Source organism: Actinomadura rudentiformis (genome assembly GCF_008923185.1).
GTDB lineage: Bacteria > Actinomycetota > Actinomycetes > Streptosporangiales > Streptosporangiaceae > Spirillospora > Spirillospora rudentiformis.
Genome location: NZ_WBMT01000013.1, coordinates 94,400 through 111,627, shown reverse-complemented (window position 1 = coordinate 111,627; position 17,228 = coordinate 94,400). Strand labels below are relative to the sequence as shown.

At 70.0% G+C, this 17,228-nt stretch carries 19 protein-coding genes and 1 tRNA gene; 12 read left to right on the top strand and 8 right to left on the bottom strand.

What is annotated here, in order from left to right; translation table 11 throughout:
- The first annotated feature begins 133 nt into the window (after positions 1-133).
- From F8566_RS26665 to F8566_RS26655, 3 genes are read left to right on the top strand one after another with little or no spacing between them, the layout of a single operon-like run.
- Positions 134-1,135, top strand: a complete 1,002-nt coding sequence (locus F8566_RS26665; protein ID WP_151564471.1) for a TIGR03617 family F420-dependent LLM class oxidoreductase — start codon at positions 134-136, stop codon at positions 1,133-1,135.
- Positions 1,136-1,173: 38 nt separating this feature from the next.
- Complete coding sequence (locus F8566_RS26660; protein ID WP_151564470.1) at positions 1,174-2,493, top strand: MGH1-like glycoside hydrolase domain-containing protein; 1,320 nt, start codon at positions 1,174-1,176, stop codon at positions 2,491-2,493.
- 17 nt (positions 2,494-2,510) lie between these two features.
- A complete protein-coding gene (locus tag F8566_RS26655) occupies positions 2,511-2,966 on the top strand; it encodes a hypothetical protein (protein ID WP_151564469.1) in 456 nt (151 codons plus the stop codon).
- Here the strand turns inward: F8566_RS26655 and F8566_RS26650 are convergent.
- Entirely contained in the window at positions 2,963-3,253 is a 291-nt protein-coding gene (locus tag F8566_RS26650; protein WP_151564468.1) for a YtxH domain-containing protein, read from the bottom strand. The two genes, F8566_RS26655 and F8566_RS26650, sit on opposite strands and share 4 nt — an antisense overlap.
- Positions 3,254-3,392: 139 nt before the next feature.
- Here F8566_RS26650 and F8566_RS26645 point away from each other — a divergent pair.
- Positions 3,393-3,465, top strand: a tRNA-Asn gene (locus F8566_RS26645).
- Positions 3,466-3,755: 290 nt separating this feature from the next.
- Here the strand turns inward: F8566_RS26645 and sigJ are convergent.
- A complete protein-coding gene (gene sigJ / locus F8566_RS26640; protein ID WP_151564467.1) occupies positions 3,756-4,694 on the bottom strand; it encodes an RNA polymerase sigma factor SigJ in 939 nt (312 codons plus the stop codon).
- A 158-nt stretch (positions 4,695-4,852) separates the two neighbouring features.
- Between sigJ and F8566_RS26635 the strand changes: the two genes are divergently transcribed.
- The 3 genes from F8566_RS26635 to F8566_RS52365 all read left to right on the top strand — a co-directional run bounded on the left by F8566_RS26635 (position 4,853) and on the right by F8566_RS52365 (position 6,046).
- Complete coding sequence (locus F8566_RS26635) at positions 4,853-5,482, top strand: LUD domain-containing protein (protein WP_151564466.1); 630 nt, start codon at positions 4,853-4,855, stop codon at positions 5,480-5,482.
- 118 nt (positions 5,483-5,600) lie between these two features.
- Positions 5,601-5,825: an ester cyclase gene (locus F8566_RS52370; RefSeq protein WP_264159429.1), complete on the top strand. Its 225-nt coding sequence runs from the start codon at positions 5,601-5,603 to the stop codon at positions 5,823-5,825.
- Positions 5,822-6,046, top strand: coding sequence for an ester cyclase (locus F8566_RS52365; RefSeq protein WP_264159428.1), 225 nt, complete (start codon positions 5,822-5,824; stop codon positions 6,044-6,046). The genes F8566_RS52370 and F8566_RS52365 overlap by 4 nt, the downstream gene beginning before the upstream one ends.
- 416 nt (positions 6,047-6,462) lie before the next feature.
- Here F8566_RS52365 and F8566_RS26625 read toward each other — a convergent pair whose 3' ends face one another.
- Entirely contained in the window at positions 6,463-7,110 is a 648-nt protein-coding gene (locus F8566_RS26625; RefSeq protein ID WP_151564465.1) for a sterol desaturase family protein, read from the bottom strand.
- 123 nt (positions 7,111-7,233) lie between these two features.
- Here F8566_RS26625 and F8566_RS26620 point away from each other — a divergent pair, with 123 nt between their 5' ends.
- The gene (locus F8566_RS26620; RefSeq protein ID WP_151564464.1) at positions 7,234-7,740 is read left to right on the top strand and encodes a pyridoxamine 5'-phosphate oxidase family protein; all 507 of its coding nucleotides are present in this window, start codon (positions 7,234-7,236) and stop codon (positions 7,738-7,740) included.
- Between the two features lie 226 nt (positions 7,741-7,966).
- Positions 7,967-9,031 (top strand): DUF6528 family protein, encoded by a 1,065-nt coding sequence (locus F8566_RS26615; RefSeq protein WP_151564463.1) that lies wholly within the window; start codon positions 7,967-7,969, stop codon positions 9,029-9,031.
- 66 nt (positions 9,032-9,097) lie between these two features.
- Here F8566_RS26615 and F8566_RS26610 read toward each other — a convergent pair whose 3' ends face one another.
- Both F8566_RS26610 and F8566_RS26605 read right to left on the bottom strand, forming a co-directional pair.
- Positions 9,098-9,952, bottom strand: a complete 855-nt coding sequence (locus tag F8566_RS26610; RefSeq protein WP_151564462.1) for a siderophore-interacting protein — start codon at positions 9,950-9,952, stop codon at positions 9,098-9,100.
- Entirely contained in the window at positions 9,952-10,989 is a 1,038-nt protein-coding gene (locus tag F8566_RS26605) for an ABC transporter substrate-binding protein (RefSeq protein ID WP_151564461.1), read from the bottom strand. The genes F8566_RS26610 and F8566_RS26605 overlap by 1 nt, the downstream gene beginning before the upstream one ends.
- A gap of 129 nt (positions 10,990-11,118) precedes the next feature.
- On the opposite strand from F8566_RS26605, the gene F8566_RS26600 reads away from it, so the two are divergent.
- Both F8566_RS26600 and F8566_RS26595 read left to right on the top strand, forming a co-directional pair.
- Complete coding sequence (locus F8566_RS26600) at positions 11,119-12,177, top strand: FecCD family ABC transporter permease (protein WP_225993556.1); 1,059 nt, start codon at positions 11,119-11,121, stop codon at positions 12,175-12,177.
- Positions 12,174-13,295 carry a FecCD family ABC transporter permease gene (locus F8566_RS26595; protein WP_225993555.1) on the top strand — a complete coding sequence of 374 codons (1,122 nt, stop codon included), beginning with the start codon at positions 12,174-12,176 and terminating at the stop codon, positions 13,293-13,295. Before F8566_RS26600 ends, F8566_RS26595 begins: the two co-directional genes overlap by 4 nt.
- 41 nt (positions 13,296-13,336) lie before the next feature.
- Here the strand turns inward: F8566_RS26595 and F8566_RS53050 are convergent, their stop codons facing one another.
- Positions 13,337-13,576 (bottom strand): transposase, encoded by a 240-nt coding sequence (locus tag F8566_RS53050; RefSeq protein WP_225993582.1) that lies wholly within the window; start codon positions 13,574-13,576, stop codon positions 13,337-13,339.
- A gap of 430 nt (positions 13,577-14,006) precedes the next feature.
- Here F8566_RS53050 and F8566_RS26585 point away from each other — a divergent pair, with 430 nt between their 5' ends.
- Positions 14,007-14,843 carry an ABC transporter ATP-binding protein gene (locus tag F8566_RS26585; protein ID WP_151564459.1) on the top strand — a complete coding sequence of 279 codons (837 nt, stop codon included), beginning with the start codon at positions 14,007-14,009 and terminating at the stop codon, positions 14,841-14,843.
- A gap of 26 nt (positions 14,844-14,869) precedes the next feature.
- Here F8566_RS26585 and F8566_RS26580 read toward each other — a convergent pair whose 3' ends face one another.
- The gene (locus tag F8566_RS26580) at positions 14,870-16,315 is read right to left on the bottom strand and encodes a flavin-containing monooxygenase (protein WP_151564458.1); all 1,446 of its coding nucleotides are present in this window, start codon (positions 16,313-16,315) and stop codon (positions 14,870-14,872) included.
- A gap of 275 nt (positions 16,316-16,590) precedes the next feature.
- Positions 16,591-17,205 (bottom strand): Rv1733c family protein, encoded by a 615-nt coding sequence (locus F8566_RS26575; protein WP_151564457.1) that lies wholly within the window; start codon positions 17,203-17,205, stop codon positions 16,591-16,593.
- Positions 17,206-17,228: the final 23 nt, after the last annotated feature.

Here is a 17,228-nt window from a genome sequence, read left to right as displayed (position 1 = left end):
CACAGAGGCGTGAACAATCACGTACCGGCCGATCTCAACGAAGAGAAGCGACAGCCAATAAGGGGTCGTCGTAGCCGCCTTCTGACGTCACAATCGCGGTAATCCACGGTGCGCGACCACCCGGAGGCGCGGCATGAAGGTCGACGTCGCTGTGGGCGGCCCGGAGCTCCGGCAGATCTCCGCGCTCGCCCGGCTGGCTGAGGACATCGGGTTCGACTCCCTCTACACCGCCGAGTCCTGCCATGATCCGTTCCTGCCGCTCGCGCGGGCGGCCGAGCACACCACCCGGCTCGGGCTGGGCACGTCCATCGCGGTGGCCCTCGCCCGCAGCCCGGTGACGCTCGCTCATCTCGCCAACGATCTGCAGGAGTACTCGCGCGGGCGGTTCATGCTCGGTCTGGGCGCGCAGATCAGGGCGCGGCCCGCGCGGCGGTACAGCATGTCCTTCCAGCCCCCGGTCCCGCGGATGCGGGAGCTGATCGGCACGATCCGCGGCATCTGGCGATCGTGGCAGACCGAGACAGGGCCGAACGGGGCATGGTTCACGCCGCCGCCCCATCCGTACGGCCCGCCCAAGATCCACCTCGCCGGGGTGGGGCCGCGCATGACCCAGCTCGCGGGCGAGCTCGCCGACGGGCTGATCCTGCACGGCTTCACCACGGCCCGGCACCTGCGCGAGACCACCGTTCCGGCGCTGGAACGCGGGCTGCGCCACTCCGGCCGGTCCTGGGAGGACATCGAGGTGATCGCCCCGGCCTTCCTCGTCACCGGCGCCACCGACGAGGCGTACGAACGCTCGGAACGACAGGTCCGGGAGACGATCGCTCTCTACGGCGCGAGCCCCGCGTACCGGCGCGTCCTCGAATCGGCCGGCCGCGCCGGCCTCCAGGACGAGCTCGCGATGCTCGCCCGGCAGGGACGCTGGCGGGAGATGCCCGGGCTCATCGACGACGAGCTGGTCGGCGAGGTCGCCGTCCGCGGGGAGCCGACGGAGATCCCCGAGCTCCTCGTCCGGCGCTACGGGGCCCTCTGCCGCCGGGTCACGCTGATGGGACCGTTCCATCAGGATCCGGGCACCTGGGCCGGCCTCGTCGCCCGCATCCATGAGATCACCTGTGAACCGGTCCCCTCCTAGGGGTGGCCAGAACGCGATCGAGAGGTCACCCTCAGGTTATGAGTCCCCGTCTGACCGGCGACGAAAGCGTGCTGTGGCAGGCCGCGGCACGGGTCCTCGACGCCAACTGGACCGGGGCGGCGACGGTGCCGTCCCCGGGCCTCTACCCGCACCAGTGGAGCTGGGACTCCGCGTTCATCTGCATGGGCCTGGCCCGGTACCGCCGGGACCGCGCCGAGCACGAACTGACGTCCCTCTTCCGCGGCCAGTGGGGGACCGGCCTCGTCCCGCACATCGTCTTCAACACCGACCAGTCACGGCTCGCCTACTTCCCCGGCCCCGACGTGTGGCGTTCGCACCAGCACCCCGCCGCCCCCCGCGACACCCACACCTCTGGCCTCACGCACCCGCCGCTGCACGCCGTGGCGGCCCTCCGCCTCCATGAATGCGCCTCCGACGCCGAGCGCAGCCGCGACTTCCTCGCCCACATCTATCCCAAGCTCGCCGCCCAGCACCGCTACCTCGCCGAGGCCCGTGACCTCGACGGCAGCGGCCTCATGGCCATCTGCCACCCCTGGGAGTCCGGCCTCGACAACAGCCCCGCCTGGGACCGCCCCCTCGGCGCCCTCCAGCTCCCGCCCACCGGGTACGCCCCCCGCAGGCTCCCGCGCAACCTGCCCACCGGCGAGGACTACGACCGCTACGTGTGGCTTGTGACCCTGCTCCGCGACGCCGGCTACCAGGACGAGTACCTCCGCGAAGACCACCCGTTCGCGATCCAGGACCCCCTGGTCAACGCCACCTATCTGGCCTCCACCCACGCCCTCGCGGAGATCGCCACGATCATCGGCGCGGACGCCGGCCCCCACCGCGAGGCCGCCCGGCGCATCCACTGCGGTCTCCTGGACCGCCTCTGGGACCGCGACACCGGCTGCTTCCGCGCCCGCGACCTCCGCGACGACCGCCTGCTCCCGGTCGTCACCGTGTCGTCCTTCGGCCCGCTCCTGGATCCCGACCTGCCGCATCCCGTGATCCGCAGCCTGGTCGATCTCCTGCTGTCCGCCCGTTTCGCGGGTGCCGCGGGTTACCCCGTCCCCTCGTGCGACATCCAGGCACCGTCCTTCGACCGGGGCGGCTACTGGCGCGGCCCCACCTGGATCTGCACCAACTGGCTGCTCTGGTACGGCGCCCTCGGTCACGACCTGACGGTCATAGCCGATCTCCTCTACGGCTCCACCCTCCGCCTGGTCCGCCAATCAGGCTTCCGCGAGTACTTCGACCCGTTCGACGGCACCGGCCGGGGCAGCCACGACTACAGCTGGTCGGCCGCCCTCGTGCTCGATCTCCTCGGCGCCCGCCGTGCCCCCCGGGCCGCCTGATCGCCTACGCTCGGAGCATGCGCCCGCCCGTCGACCTCGAACGCCGTGAACGCGTCCTCACCCACGCCCCCACCCGCGGCGGCTCGCACGTCGTCGCCACCACCACGGCCCTCCACATCCCCAAGATCGAGGGCGGTTTCCTGCGCATCCCCTGGGACCGCATCGACCAGGCGTCCTGGAAGAACGGCCATCTCCACGTCAAGACGGCCACCGCCGAACACCACGTGGGCCTCACCGCCCCGGGTTCGGTCCCCGAGACCGTGCGCGAACGCGTCACCGCCACGATCGCGGTCAGCCACCAGGCCAAACTGCCCCACGGCGGCAGCGTCCGGATCGCCGGTCGCCGCCCGGCCACGGGCGGCGACATCCGCTGGACGTTCGTCTTCGACGCAGGCCTGGACCCCGACGACCCGGGCCTCCGGGCCCAGGCCGAGCAACTCCTGGAAGACCTGCGCCGCCAGACCGGTCTCTAACTGACCGGCTCCCGCCGCGGATCCTCGAACTCCGCCGGCGCGTCCTTGTGCAGCTTGTTGGTGACGGCGTGCCCAGCCTTGTCGGCCAGCTCACCGCCCTTCACCTTGGCCGCCCCGGCCAGCTCCTCGCCCTTGGCGCGCAGCACCCCGGCGGTCTCCTGAACAGTCGGGTTCTCAGCGAGCTTGCGCGAGGTCCTCTTGATCTGCTCGTACCGCTCTCGTCCAGCCCGAGTCCCGAAGACATAGCCGACAACGGCACCCGCGAAGAACATTGCGCGGTGCTTCATGCCCACCCCCCAGTGGTGCGGATTCGTGCTGCCTGACATACCCAGGAACCGTGTGGCCAGTCACACCGGCACGAACAGGTCCCGGGATGCGCTAATCTAGACCCGCTGGCAGGGCGTGAAACCCCTGGCGAGCACCCAATCCCGCGTAGCTCAATCGGCAGAGCAGCCGGCTGTTAACCGGCAGGTTATTGGTTCGAGTCCAATCGCGGGAGCTTCCCTCACGCCCGCAAAGGCAAAGCTCAGGCCCCCACTCCGATCATGGAGCAGGGGCCTTCTGCGTTCCAGGGAGCCAATTGGGGAGCCTCACCCCGACTCGCCATCATCGACCTTGCGTTGCCGGAGGGCTTCAACAGCCAGCTCTGGTGTGAAGCGGGTTAGACGCGCTGGTAGATCGCGTGGAAGTGGCGTGACTTCAGCTGCCGGAGAACAAGAGGTGGCATGCGCCGGACCGTCAGCGGCGGTCTCACTATGTGGGCGCGAGCCGGTGGTGCGGGGATGTGCTTCAGCCCTGCGTCCAGCGACGGAGTTTCTCGGGGTTGCGTACTGCCCAGATGTGGGTGATCCGGTCGCGCGCGATATCGAACGCGAACACTGTCACGGTGACGCCGTCTTGCTGAGCCACCAGGCCGGGCTGGCCGTTGACCGTACGTTCCAGGACCGTCATGTTGCCGGGCCTCCGGTGAGCGATTTCGAGCCAGGCGTGTGCGATCTGCTCGCCGCCTTCGATGGGCTGCAGGAAGGTGGTGGCGAGGCCGCCGCCGTCGGCGATCGCCGTGGCGCCGGGGTCGAGCAGGCCGATCAGGGCGTCGATGTCCTTGGCCTCCCATGCCTGCTTGAAGTCTCTGACGATGCCCGCGCGCTGGGCCGCCGGAGTCGGGGAGGGCTGTGAGGCCCGGATGCGGCGGCGGGCGGAGGAGGCCAGCTGCCGGCAGGCCGCCGGAGTACGGCCGACGATCTCGGCCACTTCGGCGAAGGAGTGGCAGAAGACGTCATGGAGGATGAACGCGACGCGCTCGGCTGGGGTCATCGATTCGAGCACGACCAGGAACGCCAGGTTGACCGACTCGTCCAGGGTGACCCTGTCGGCCGGGTCGACGGTGGGGCCGCCCGGCCGGCCGGTGCTCCACTCGGTGTGTTCGGGGAGCGGCTCGGGGATCCATTCGCCCACGTAGGTCTCTCGCCGGGCCCGGGCCGAGCTGAGCACGTTGAGGCAGATGCGGCTGGCGACCGTCGTCAGCCAGGCGCCGGGGGATTCGATCACGTTCTGCTGCTGCGGGGACATGGCGTACCAGCGCGCGTAGGTCTCCTGGACGGCGTCCTCGGCCTCGGCCAGGGAGCCCAGAAGCCGGTAGGCGAGATTGATCAGCTGACGCCGCTCGCTCATGATCGCGTCCAGGCAGGGATCGGGCCGGCCGTGTCCTGGCTCGGATCGCGTGGTCATGGGGTCGACGTCTCCCTTGGTCGTGTCTGCTCTCACTAGTCCGACAACAGAGCCCTCCGGAATGTCAGGCCGGTGCGTCGCCTGACATTCCGGAGGGCTGTGTTGTCGGACTGCTGAGACGAGCACATCATCCAGCGAACAGGAAGCTCACAGACATCATGACCACTTCAATCCCGGCGACACCGTTCACCGACCCGGCGCCTGCGCAACGCCTGGAGCGGGCGGCCGCTGCGCTGATCGCACACGGTTTCACCGTCGAGGTTCTCGATGACTCCGCCGCCGCGCGTACCCGTGTCCAAGAGCTGATTCCCGAGGGCGCCAGCGTCTTCACCGGGGCCAGCGAGACCCTCCGTCTTTCCGGCATCGATGAGGACATCAACGGCAGCGGGCGATACGCGTCCGTCAAGGCACGCGGCAGGACCATGGACCGTGCCACCCAAGCGGCCGAGATCTGGCGGATGATCGCCTGTCCCGACGTCATTGTGGGCAGCGCCGCCGCGGTGACCGAAACCGGATCCCTTGTGGCCGCCTCGGCCAGCGGAAGCCAGCTGGCCGGCTACTCGGGCGCGGCGGCCCGCGCGATCTGGATCGTCGGGGCGCAGAAGGTGGTACCCGACCTGGACGCCGCGCTGCGCCGTATCGAAGACCACTGCCTCCCGCTGGAGAACGAGCGCGCCATGAAGGCCTACGGGCAGCCCAGTGCCCTCAACCGACTCCTCATCCTCAACGCAGAACCCCACCCCGGGCGCGGCACCGTCCTGCTGCTCCGCGAAGCCATCGGATTCTGAGCCACCGACATCATCGCCGCGCTGGACGCCTGTGGTGCCGGGGGCGGTGACGAGGTGCCGATCGGCCTCGAATCCAGGCCGTTGTGCAGAAGTGACCCGCCCCGGAGGAGAAAGTGACATGTCAGCAGATCAGATAGCACGCAACAAGGCGGCGTTCAGCCGCCTGCACGATGCCCAGAGCAGCGGTGATGTGGAGGTCTTCCGGAAGGTGGTCGTCGAGCCGGATGTGCTGATCCGCACGCCGTTGCCGATCGAGGCGACGGGGCCCGAAGCACTCAAGCAGGTGGGCGCGATGCTCCTTGGCGCGTTCCCCGACCTTCACGTCGAGGTCGAGGATGTGTGATCGCCGAAGGCGATAAGCTCGTCTTCAGGAACACGGTCACCGGTACCCACCAGGGCGACTACATGGGCGTTCCGCCGACCGGCAGATCCATCACCTACAGAGAGATCATGATCGTCCGCTTCACGGACGGCCGGATCGCTGAGACCTGGGGAATCGTCGACGTCCTCGCACAGATGAAACAGCTCGGCCTGATTCCAGCACAGAAAGCCCTTCGCCCATGATCGTGCGGAGTCCCGGGCGAGACAACGACGGGGCGGCCGGTCGTGCTGATCTGCGTGGACCTTTGTGTCCAGCGGGCGTGGTGGAAGCGCGTCGACGCCTGGTCCGCCGACCCGAGCGCAAGGCGCGGCTGCCGTGCCGGCCTGCTCGGATCATTCGACAACTCACAGTCCTTCGGGCTTTCGGACCTAGGTGCGGCGCACCGCCGATGCTGGCCTGGACGTCTCACCGACCGCCTTGCGGACCTCGGCGTTGACAACCTCGATTTCGATGAGGTCGTTCGGGGGTGCGCTCCAAGGTGTCGCACAGCGCGGCGAGGGCATCCATCGAAAGTCCTTCGCGCGTGTGCCCGAACGTCCCGGTACCCCGAGGGGTTGGGCGGGATAAAGGTCGTCCTCGATTGAGGTCATAGGGCGCCTCAGACTCCCAGGGTTTTCACGGTGGGGGAGGGTGGGACTTCTTCTTTGGCGGGGTAGGTGCCTAGGACCTTGTCGGAGATCGGGGTGATGATGCCGTACCAGTAGTTCTCGTTGCGGAAATGGTGGAGCTGGTGGGTGCGGCGGAGCTTCTTGTAGAGGGTTGATTTCGGGGTGTAGGCGGAGTGGATCAGGAAGTGGGTCCACTCGTAGGCCGTCAGGAGGGTGAACGACGTCGCCATGCCTGTGAGGGTGTGGCGGGGGTTGCGGAGGATCGCCCAGTTGGCGGCGGCAAGGCCCAGAAGGGTGGGCGGCAGGGCGGGAATGAAGAGGATCTCAGGGTTGCGCGGGTCCTTGTGGTGCAGCCGGTGCTTCTTGGACGAAGGCAGTTCGTAGGACTTGCCGCGGAACGTACGGGGGCCGAGGTGCAGGACGTTCACATGGATCAGCCATTCGACGAACGGCTCGATCGCGAGGGTCGTGGCGAGGGTTGCCGTGTCGCGTTTGGTGAATCTGCCGAGGGCTAGGCGGGCGGCGATGGCGGTGGTGGTGACCGGCAGCAGCATCTTGGCGTTGGGGTAGCTCATGAAGAGACGCGCGGCCTCGCTCAGGGTCAGGCCGCTGCGCCGGAACTCTTGGGTCTTGTTCACGGAACTCTCCTGGATCAGTGGATGAGCCACTGAGCCAGTGTTGAGAGGGTGGCCGCTCCTGTCAAGTCACCGATGAGTTTTCGGGTGACTTGTGGTCTGCAGAGCAGAGAGGAAGGTGAGGAGATGGAAACGAAGAATCTGGACATCTACGGGGACGCGCCGCTGCCGTGGAGCAGGGCGCGGGACGCGATGGTGGACGGCCTGCCTGCGGCGGAGACACCGGTGTTCCTGGGGACGACCCGGCCGGACGGGCGCCCGCATTCAGCGGGCGTCGGGATGTTGTGGCTGGATGGTGAGCTCTACTTCACCAGTGGTCCCGGCACGCGGAAGGCGCGCAACCTTGCGGCCAATCCGGCGTGCACGGTGTCGATGCGGCTGAAGGGACTCGACCTCGTGCTCGAGGGCGCGGCGGAGCGCGTCGAGGATCCGGTCCTGCTGGAGCGGGTGGCGGAACGGTACGCGGCGGGAGGATGGCCGGCGGAGTCGGACGGGGTGGGGCTCACCGCGCCGTACAGTGCGCCGAGCGCAGGGCCGCCGCCCTGGCACGTGTATCACTTCTCGCTCGATGTGGCCTTCGGGGTCGCCACGGCCGAGCCGTACGGAGCGACACGGTGGACGTTTGACCGGTGACGGCCAACTCTGCAGCAGCAGGGGCAATGCAGCAGCCTCGCCCAGGAAACTGGCAATTCGCTCGACGGGGGTCTCCGGGGACGATGGTCCATTAGCGTGGCCTCGTCCCGGGGGCCAAGAGCGGGCATACGCCGGGTGATCATCTTTTGGACGCCTGCCGGTCGCCTGGGGGCTTTCTGCTCCATGGAGGCTCCTCGCGCATACTTCGCTCCCCTCAGGAGGTTCCATGCTGCGCAGAGCGTTCCGCGGGCTCCTTCTCGCCGCGAGTGCCGGAGTCCTCTCCATCGTGGTCCACGTGCCCGCCCACGCCGGCCCGACGCCGCCGCCCGGGCCGCAGACCGACCCGCTGCCGCGCCACCTGGTGCCGGAGCTCGCCACGCCGCCCGCCAAGGCCGGCGGCACCGCGTGGGGCTGGGTCATCGGCGGCGACCAGGGCGCCGACAAGATCTGGGTCCTGGACGCCCGGCGCCGCGACTGGACCCCCGATACGCGTGCGGTGAAGTGGTCATGGTCGCCGACCGCCGAGGACGGGTTCGGGGACGTGCTCGCAGGCTGGGGTGCGGTCTCCGACGTACGGATTCGTAGGGCGGGGCACCGGACCTACGTGCTCGCCGGAGATTCCTGGGGCTACATCGGCGCCGTCGAGTTCCCCTCGGGCAAGCGGCTCTGGGCGGTCGACGCCGGTCGGCCGAACAACGTGCACGCCGCGGAACTGCTGCCCAACGGCAACATCGCCGCGGCCGCCAGTACCGGCGGGTGGGTGCGGGTCTACGCCGCTTCGCAGGGGCCGGCGGCCACCACGTACACCGAGTTCAAGCTGAAGGGCGGCCACGGTGTGCTGTGGGACCCGCGGCGCGAGGTGCTGTGGGCGATCGGCGACGACCACCTGGTGGAGTTGAAGGTCGGAGGCACGGCCGACGCGCCCACCTTGAGTGAGGTCCGGCGGGTGGCGCTGCCCACGCAGGGCGGCCACGACCTGGCGCCGGTGTACGCCGACCGGGGCCGCCTCTGGATCACCACCAACTACGGCGTCTACCAGTTCGACAAGCGCCGCGGCACGTTCGAGACCGACTACCGTTACGCGTCCACCGTGAACCTGCCCATCGTCAAGGCCGTGGGTGATAACCCGTTCACCAGGCAGGTGCTGCTCACGCGGCCCAAGAAGGGCTGCGCCACGACCTGGTGCACCGACACCGCGGAGTTCTTCGGCCGCACGTCATGGAACGCCACCCGCACGCTCACCGGCGCCCAGTTCTACAAGGCCCGCTGGTTCGTTCCGCGTTACCAATAAGGCGCACCAGCCCGTTTCGCGTCGCCACCAGGCGTGCCTGCCCGTAACGCGTTACCGATAGGCGCGTCAGTCTTCGGCCGTGTGCGGGTCCTGGCCGGTGAGGGCTTCGGCGAGGAGTTGTTCCTCGTCGGAGCCCCGGCGCCAGTAACCCATGAACTCCACGTGCTTGCGGTCGTAGCCGCGCTCGTTCACCAGATGGCGGCGGAGGGCGCGGATCGTGCCCGCCTCACCCGCGATCCAGGCGTACGGGATGCCTTCCTCGGGGAGATCGGCGTTCCGTATCGCGTCGAGCAGGCCGCCGGCCGGCAACCAGACGATCTCGGCGTCGGCCATCGTAGGCAGGTCCTGGCGGTCGTCCGGGTGCGGTACCTCGATCCAGACCTTGGCGCGGGCGCCCGCCGGGAGCCAGTCGAGGATCCCGCCGATCGCGGGGAGCGCGGTGGCGTCGCCGGCGAGCAGGAACCAGTCGGTCCCGGCCGGCGGCTCGAACTCCACGCCGCCGTTGTCGGGCACCGTCGGGCCGAGCACGACGAGGCGGTCGCCCGGCCGCGCCGTGACGGCCCAGCGCGAGGCCGGGCCATCGCCCCCGCCGTCGCCCCCGCCGTCGCCCCGCCCGCCGCCGTGCAGCGCGAAGTCGACGACCACTTCTCCCTCGTGCCGGCTCCGGACGGTGTACGTGCGCATGACCCCCCGCACGCCCGGGTCGAGGGCCCGCCACTCGGCGAACCAGTCCTCGCTCCGCGGCACCACGGGAACGTCCTGCCCCGGATGCGGCAGGAACAGCTTGAAACGCTGGTCACGCCCACCCGAGACGAAGTCGTCATCGGCGCCGAGGACGACGCGCATCATGTTCGGGGTGAGCCGTTCGGTCCGCACGACGCTCAGGTCGAAGAACCGGAACGGCGCCGCACCCGCCGCCATCAGGAGACCTTCTTGACGGTCTGCAGGGTCTTGGCGAGCTCTTCGAGGATCGGCGCGCAGCCCGCGTACGAGAACCGGGGCTCGGGCTGCCAGGGCAGGACCTGGTTCGCCTTGACCGCGGGGAGGTCCTTCCAGGAGGGCTTGGAGCCGAGGTCCTTGGGCTGAAGGGCCTGCGTACGGCTGTCGAGCAGCAGCAGGTCGGCCTTGTACTTGTCGGCGTTCTCCCAGCTGAGGCCCTCGAAGTAGTCGTCCTTGTCGAGCTTGTTCGGGACGATGATGTCCACGCCGAGCTCCTTGAAGTACATGAGGTCGCTGTTCTTGCCCGGGTTGGACGCGTAGAACAGGTCCGGGCTGGCCGAGCATGCCAGCACCTTGAGGCCGCCGGCGCGACCGGCCACAGCCTTGGCGGCCTGGCGGACGCTCTCGGCGGCCTTCTCGAAACGGGCCTTGGCGGCGGTGACCTGCGCGGAGTTGAGGTCGGCGCCGAGCGACGCGGCCAGCTGGGCGTAGCGCTCGATCGGCTTGGGCAGCGGGAGGGCGCCGGTGGAGATGGCGATCTGCGGCGCGAGGGCCAGGATCTTGTCCTTGCTCTCCGGCGGCACGTAGAAGATGTCGTTGGCGACGAACATGTGGCCGACGAGCACCTCGGGACGCAGCGAGGCGTACTTCTCGATGTTGAACTCGCCGTACGCGTTGCCGATGATCGTGACCTTGTTCACGTCCAGCTCGCCGGCCTGCGGGTCGCGGCTGCCGTCCTTGAGCTTGGTCGGGCCGAACACGCCCTTGACCCGGTCGGCCACGCCGTAGTCCTGCAGGATCGCCGCCGCGCCGACGTACGCGACGATGCGCGTGGGCTTGGCGGGCAGGGAGACCTGCTTCTGGCGGTCGTCGGTGAACGCCCAGGCGCCGCCACCCGCCTTGGTGGAGCCCGAGCCGTCGTCACCGCCGCACGCGGCCAGGAGCGCCCCGAGAGCGGTGGCTCCACCCGCGGCGAGGAAGCCCCGGCGAGAGAACTGCATGGCTCGGCTGTCTGACATTGTGTTTTAAGCTCCTATGCGTGCGGGGTTACTGATCGACCGATTCGGGGACTTAGGTTAACCTAACCTAACTAGATGTCCAGTCCCCGGGACCGCCCCTCCTCCCGGCCCTGTCCGAAAGCCCCGCAGGTGACCCTTTCGAAAGTCCCTCCGCCGACGGGCGCACCAGCACCCGCCGACCCGCCGCCGAAGGGGAGCAGCCGCTACGCGGCACGCTCCGCCGGACTCCTCGGCGCCCTGCTCGCGCTCCTCGCCGTCCTCGCGCTCAGCCTCGCCGTGGGCGCCAAGCCGCTCTCGCTGAACGAGGTGTGGCAGGGACTCGTCGACAGCGGTTCACCCGGCTACACGGTCGTGCACGAGATGCGGCTCCCGCGAACCCTGCTCGGGCTCCTGGTCGGAGCCGCACTCGGCCTCTCCGGCGCCGTGATGCAGTCGGCCACCCGCAACCCCCTCGGCGACCCGGGACTGCTCGGCATCAACGCGGGCGCGGCGGCGGCCGTCGTCTCGGCGATCTCGTTCCTCGGGCTGAGCTCGTTCCTCGGGTACGTGTGGTTCGCGTTCGCGGGGGCCGCCGCCGTCTCGGTCGCCGTCTATGCGATCGGCGGCGGGCGCACCGCCACGCCGACCAGGCTCGCCCTCGCGGGCGCGGCCCTCAACGCCGCGCTGTTCTCCTACGTGAACGCGGTGATGCTGCTTGACACCGCCGCGCTGGACAGGATGCGCTTCTGGACGGTCGGCTCGCTGGCCACCGCCCATCCCGGCACCGTCGAACGTGTCCTGCCGTTCGTCGTCGCGGGGCTCGTCCTGTCGCTGGTGCTCGCGCGCCCGCTCAACGCGGTGGCGATGGGCGACGACTCCGCCCGCGCGCTCGGCGCCGACCCGGCCCGCACCCGCGCGGCCGCGATCGTCGCCGTCACGCTCCTGTGCGGCGCGGCGACCGCGGCCTGCGGGCCGATCGTGTTCGTTGGGCTGATGGTGCCGCATCTCGTCCGCGCGCTGACCGGGCCCGACCTGCGCTGGATGCTCCCGTACTGCGCGTTGCTGTCACCCGCGTTGATGCTGGGTGCGGACGTCATCGGCCGTGTCATCGCGCGCCCTTCCGAGGTGCAGGTCGGCGTCGTCACGGTCGTGCTCGGCGGCCCGTTCTTCCTCTACTTCGTCCGTCGGCGCAGGACGGTGGCCTCGTGAACGCCCAAGCGAACGGCCCCGTGAGCGCCCAGAAGAACGACCCGGTGAACGCCCAGGTGAACGGCCTCGTAAAAGGGACCTTCCGTTCGGGACTCGTCCGTACCCCCGGTGGCCTTTCGCTGCGTTTCCAGCCGCGCGCCATCGTCGTCACGGCCGCGTGCCTGCTCGTGGCGTTCGGCGTCGCCCTGCTCGTCATCGGCAGCGGCGACTTCCAGCTGAGCCCGGGTCAGGTCGTCCGCACGCTCCTCGGCGGCGGCCATCCAGCCGACTCGTTCATCGTCAACGAGGTGCGGCTGCCCAGGGCCGTCACCGGCCTCGCCGTGGGCGCCGCGCTCGGTATGGCCGGGGCCATCTTCCAGTCGCTCTCGCGCAACCCGCTCGGCAGTCCGGACCTGCTGGGCTTCACGCAGGGCGCCGCCACCGGCGTGCTCACCGCGATCGTGCTGTTCGGCGCCGGGAGCCTGGCGGCGGCGGGCGGTGCCGTCGCGGGCGGCGTGGTCACCGGCCTGCTGATCCTCATGCTCACCGGGCGGCATGGTGCGCACGGGCAGCGGCTGATCCTGGTCGGCATCGGCGTCGCCGCGATCCTGACCGGCGTGAACGGCTACCTCATCACCAAGGCGGAGCTCACCGAGGCGGCGCGGGCGGTGCTCTGGCTCACCGGCAGCCTGGACGGCCGCGACTGGGCGGACGCGGCGCCGGTGCTGATCGCGCTCGCGGTGCTGGTGCCGCTGGTCGCGATCGGCTGCGGCCGCCAGCTGCGGATGCTGGAGATGGGCGACGACGCCGCGCACGGCCTGGGCGTACGGATCGAACGGGTCCGGCTCGTACTCCTCGCGGCCGCAGTGCTGCTCGCCGCGTTCGCGGCCGCCGCCGCGGGGCCGGTCAGCTTCGTGGCCCTCACCGCGCCGCAGCTGGCCCGGCGGCTCACCCGCACGCCCGGCCCCAACCTGCTGCCCGCCGCGTGCCTTGGGGCCGCGATGCTCGTCGCCGCCGACTTCGCCGGGCAGCGGCTCTTCCCCGGCCACCAGCTCCCGGTCGGCGTGGTGACGGGCCTGCTCGGCGGCGGATACCTGGTGTGGCTGCTCGCCACCGAACGCAAGACGGGACGGATTTGACCTCCTCCCCCTCGTCAACGAGGGGATTCCAACCCGCTACCTCAGGAGAGGAGGACAGATTGAGGTTCGCGGTTCGTCCGCCCCGGCAACCCGGAGCGTCCCCGCGCAGCAACGGCCGGTCCGGCCGCCGTGCACACGAGTGTGGTCTCGCGAGCGATGGTGCGGGCCGCGTTCACATCGGCGTTGCCGGTGTATGCACAGGCCCGGCACCGGAAACGCACTTGGCTCTCACGCGCCGCCCGGTCCGTGGTCCCGCACGCCGAGCACTTGGGTACCAGCACCGCGGCCCGCTTACGCGACAACCGCTTGACCTGGTGCGGTTTGACGCCGACCTGCCGGAACCCCTCATGCACCCCCTCTTGCGCCAGGTGGGACGGCGGTGAGTGCCGGCGAAGAAGTTGCTCATCGCCTGCGCGAAGTCACGCAAGGCCTGCTGCTGCACGGTCTGCGACCCGGCACGCAACCAGTCGAACTCGGCGCGCGCCCCGGTGAGCTGCCGGGACTGCTCGTTGTAATCCGGCGCCTTGCCCCGGTACCGCGACGCGAACCGATCGTAGTGTCCACGCTCGAACACAAGAACAAAAACGTGCCGGACAGCGCCTGCTCATCCGACGTTCGCCCCACGTGGCGAATCTCCTTTCCCTTTCCTGCTCCGCAAAAGTCCGATTCCTCCCCGGCCCCAAAGCCGGGGGTTTCCTCGGAGGTTCATTGATGACACACGGGACGGGTACGAAACGCGGGGCGACTCCGCAGGACGCGCGGCTGATCGGCGAAGGCCTCACGCTGGCCTACGACAAGAGGGTCATCGCCGAGGACCTCGACGTCGCGGTGCCGGACGGCTCGTTCACGGTGATCGTCGGACCGAACGCGTGCGGCAAGTCGACGTTGCTGCGCGCGCTCTCCCGCATCCTCAAGCCGGCCGCGGGATCGGTGGTCCTGGACGGTGAACGCATCGGCGCATGGCCCGCCAAGAAGCTGGCCCGCACACTCGGGTTGTTGCCCCAGTCGTCGATCGCGCCCGAGGGGATCACGGTCGCCGACCTGGTGGCGCGCGGCCGCTATCCGCACCAGGGCCTGCTGCGGCAGTGGTCACGGGAGGACGAGCGGGTCGTGCTGGAGTCGATGGCGGCCACCGGCGTCGCCGACCTCGCCGACCGTTACGTGGACGAGCTCTCCGGCGGGCAACGGCAGCGTGTCTGGATCGCGATGGCGCTCGCCCAGCAGACCCCGCTGCTGCTCCTGGACGAGCCGACCACCTACCTCGACATCGCCCACCAGATCGAGATCCTCGACCTGTGCGCGCGTCTGCACGAGGAGGGCCGCACCGTCGTGGCCGTCCTCCACGAACTGAACCACGCCGCCCGGTACGCCACGCACCTCATCGCGATGAGGGACGGCCGGATCGTCGCCGAGGGCGACCCGAACGACATCGTCACGGCGGCGCTGGTGGAGGACGTCTTCGGTTTGCCATGCCGCGTCATCGACTGCCCGGAGACCGGCACGCCGCTGGTGGTCCCCGCCGCTCCCCGAGCCCGCGTCACAGCCTGACCGTCGCCGCCACGGATACCTCCCGGCTAGCTTCTGATGTCGAATTCGGTGAACGCCGGCTTGCCGAGCATGCGGGCGTGTTCACGCGGGGTCCAGGGCCAGAGCTCGGGGAGGCCGTCCTTGCCGAGGTACCAACTGGAGCAGCCGCTGGTCCAGATCGTTCGGGGGAGGGCCTTGCGCATGGCCTCGTTGTAGGCCGCGGTGGCCTCGGGCTTGGGTGCCATGGTGGTGACGAGCCCGGCGCGGTGACGGCGGATCCAGCCGGTGATGTAGGCGGCCTGGGCCTCCGCGATCGCGACCAGCGAGTAGTTGCCGATCGGGCTGTGCGGGCCCATCAGGAAGAAGAGATTGGGGAAGCCCGGCATGGCCACGGTGCGGTAGGCGTGCGGCCCGTCCCGCCAGGCTTCGTCCAGGGTCCGGCCGTCGGGCGCGACCAGCCGCATCGGCCGGACGTACGCGTGGGCGTCGAAGCCGGTGGCCAGCACGAGGACGTCGATCTCGTGCAGGCGGCCGTCCTCGGTCACGATGCCGCGCGGTTCGACACGGGAGATCGCGTCGTCGACGAGCTCGACGTCGTCGCGCTGAACGGCGTCGTAGAAGCCGCCGGACGCGATGAGGCGCTTGCACATCGGCTGGTCCGGCGGGGTCAGCTTGCGGCGCAGCTCGGGGTCGGCCACCTTCTCCAGGTTGCGGCGGCAGAGTGCCCCGATCAGCGTGCGCTGCCAGCCAGGCCTGATGATGGCCTCAGCGAGGACCTTGCTGATGACGAACTCGTGCCAGCGGTAACCGAGGCGGTCGAGCACGGGCAGCCGGCGGTGTGCGGCCCGGGTGAGGCGCCCGTACGGCCGGTTGCGGACGGGCAGGATCCACTGGGCGGTGCGCTGGAAGAGCATCAGGCGGCCCGCCGTCCCCGCGAGGCCGGTGGTGATCTGCACGCCCGTGGAGCCGGTGCCGATCACGGCGATCCGGCGGCCCCGGAGCGGGACGCCGTGGTCCCAGCGGGCGGAGTGGAAGGCCGGGCCCTCGAAGGTGCCGAGGCCGGGGATGCCGGGGTGGCGCGGATGGTGCAGCACACCGGTCGCGGTCACGAGGAAGTCGGCCTCGTCCCGGACCCCGGTGGAGGTCTCGATCTGCCAGCGCTCACCGGTGTGGCGGGCGGCGGTGACCTCGGTACCGAAGACGATGTGCTCGCGGACGCCGTGACGGTCGGCGATGCGGTCGAGGTACGCCCAGATCTCCGCGCCGGGGGAGTAGAGATGCGTCCAGTCCGGATTGGTGGCGAACGAGAACTGGTAGAAGCGGGACGGCACATCGCACGTCAGCCCGGGATAGGTGTTGTCCCGCCAGGTCCCGCCCACCGCGCCGGCCTTCTCGTAGATCGTGAAGTCGCGCACGCCCGCCCGCCTGAGCGCGATCGCCATGCAGAGCCCGGACATGCCCGCCCCCACGATGACCACCCTCGGATCCGCCATGCGAATAAGTAAACACTGACCTCCCCTCACCGGAAAGAAGCGTCGGGCCGTATCGCCGGACCGCGTGGCCACGTCGGCGTGCCGCCTCGCGGTGCCGCCTTGGTGGGCCTCGTCGTGCCACGTCGCCGGGCTGTGTGGCCACGTCGGCGGGTCGTGTCGGTGGGCCGTGTTGCCGGGCGCGTTGGCGGGACGTGTCGTCGGGCCACGTCGCCAGACTGTCTTGGTGGGGCGTGTGTCGCCGGGGCATGTTGGGCGGTGGATGGGTCGGGGCGGGGTCAGTGTGGGCGGTTGTGGCCTGCGTCTGTGTCCATGCGGGTCCAGGCGGCTTCCCACTGGGCGTAGCGGACGCGGTCGAAGCGGCGACGGAGGAGACCGTAGGCGGCCAGGATCGGGATGCCGACGGCGGTGGTGGCGGCGAACGCGGCGTAGGCGGCATCGGTGACCGTGCGGCTGTGCGGACGTGGCCGGATCGTGATCGCGCCCTTGTCGTCGATCCAGACCAGCTTGGTGGCGCCGGTCTTGGCGCCCTTCCAGCTCGGCAGCGAGCCGGTGTGCGCCCTGCCGTCCGGGCCCGTCCACCTGGCCTGCACGGTCTCGTGGACGTAGCGGTCACCCGTGGTGCCGACCCCGCCGGTGGACACCACCGTCGCGCGGACCTGCCGGCGCTCCGCCTGCTCGGCGCGTTCCGCCCGCATGCCCGAGTCGTACGACCAGTTCGCGCACCAGGCCGCGGCGGGCGGCGTGACCAGCAGGAAGAGGCCGAGGAGTCCCAGCGCCGACAGCCGCTGGACACGATCTATGCGCCGGCGTAGCTCGTTGCGCTCCAGCCCCAGCCGTCGCCAGAGCCGCCGCGTGGGCGAGCATCCGTAACGGGCGCCGGACCTGCGCATCTCGTCACCTCCCCGGGGAGCAC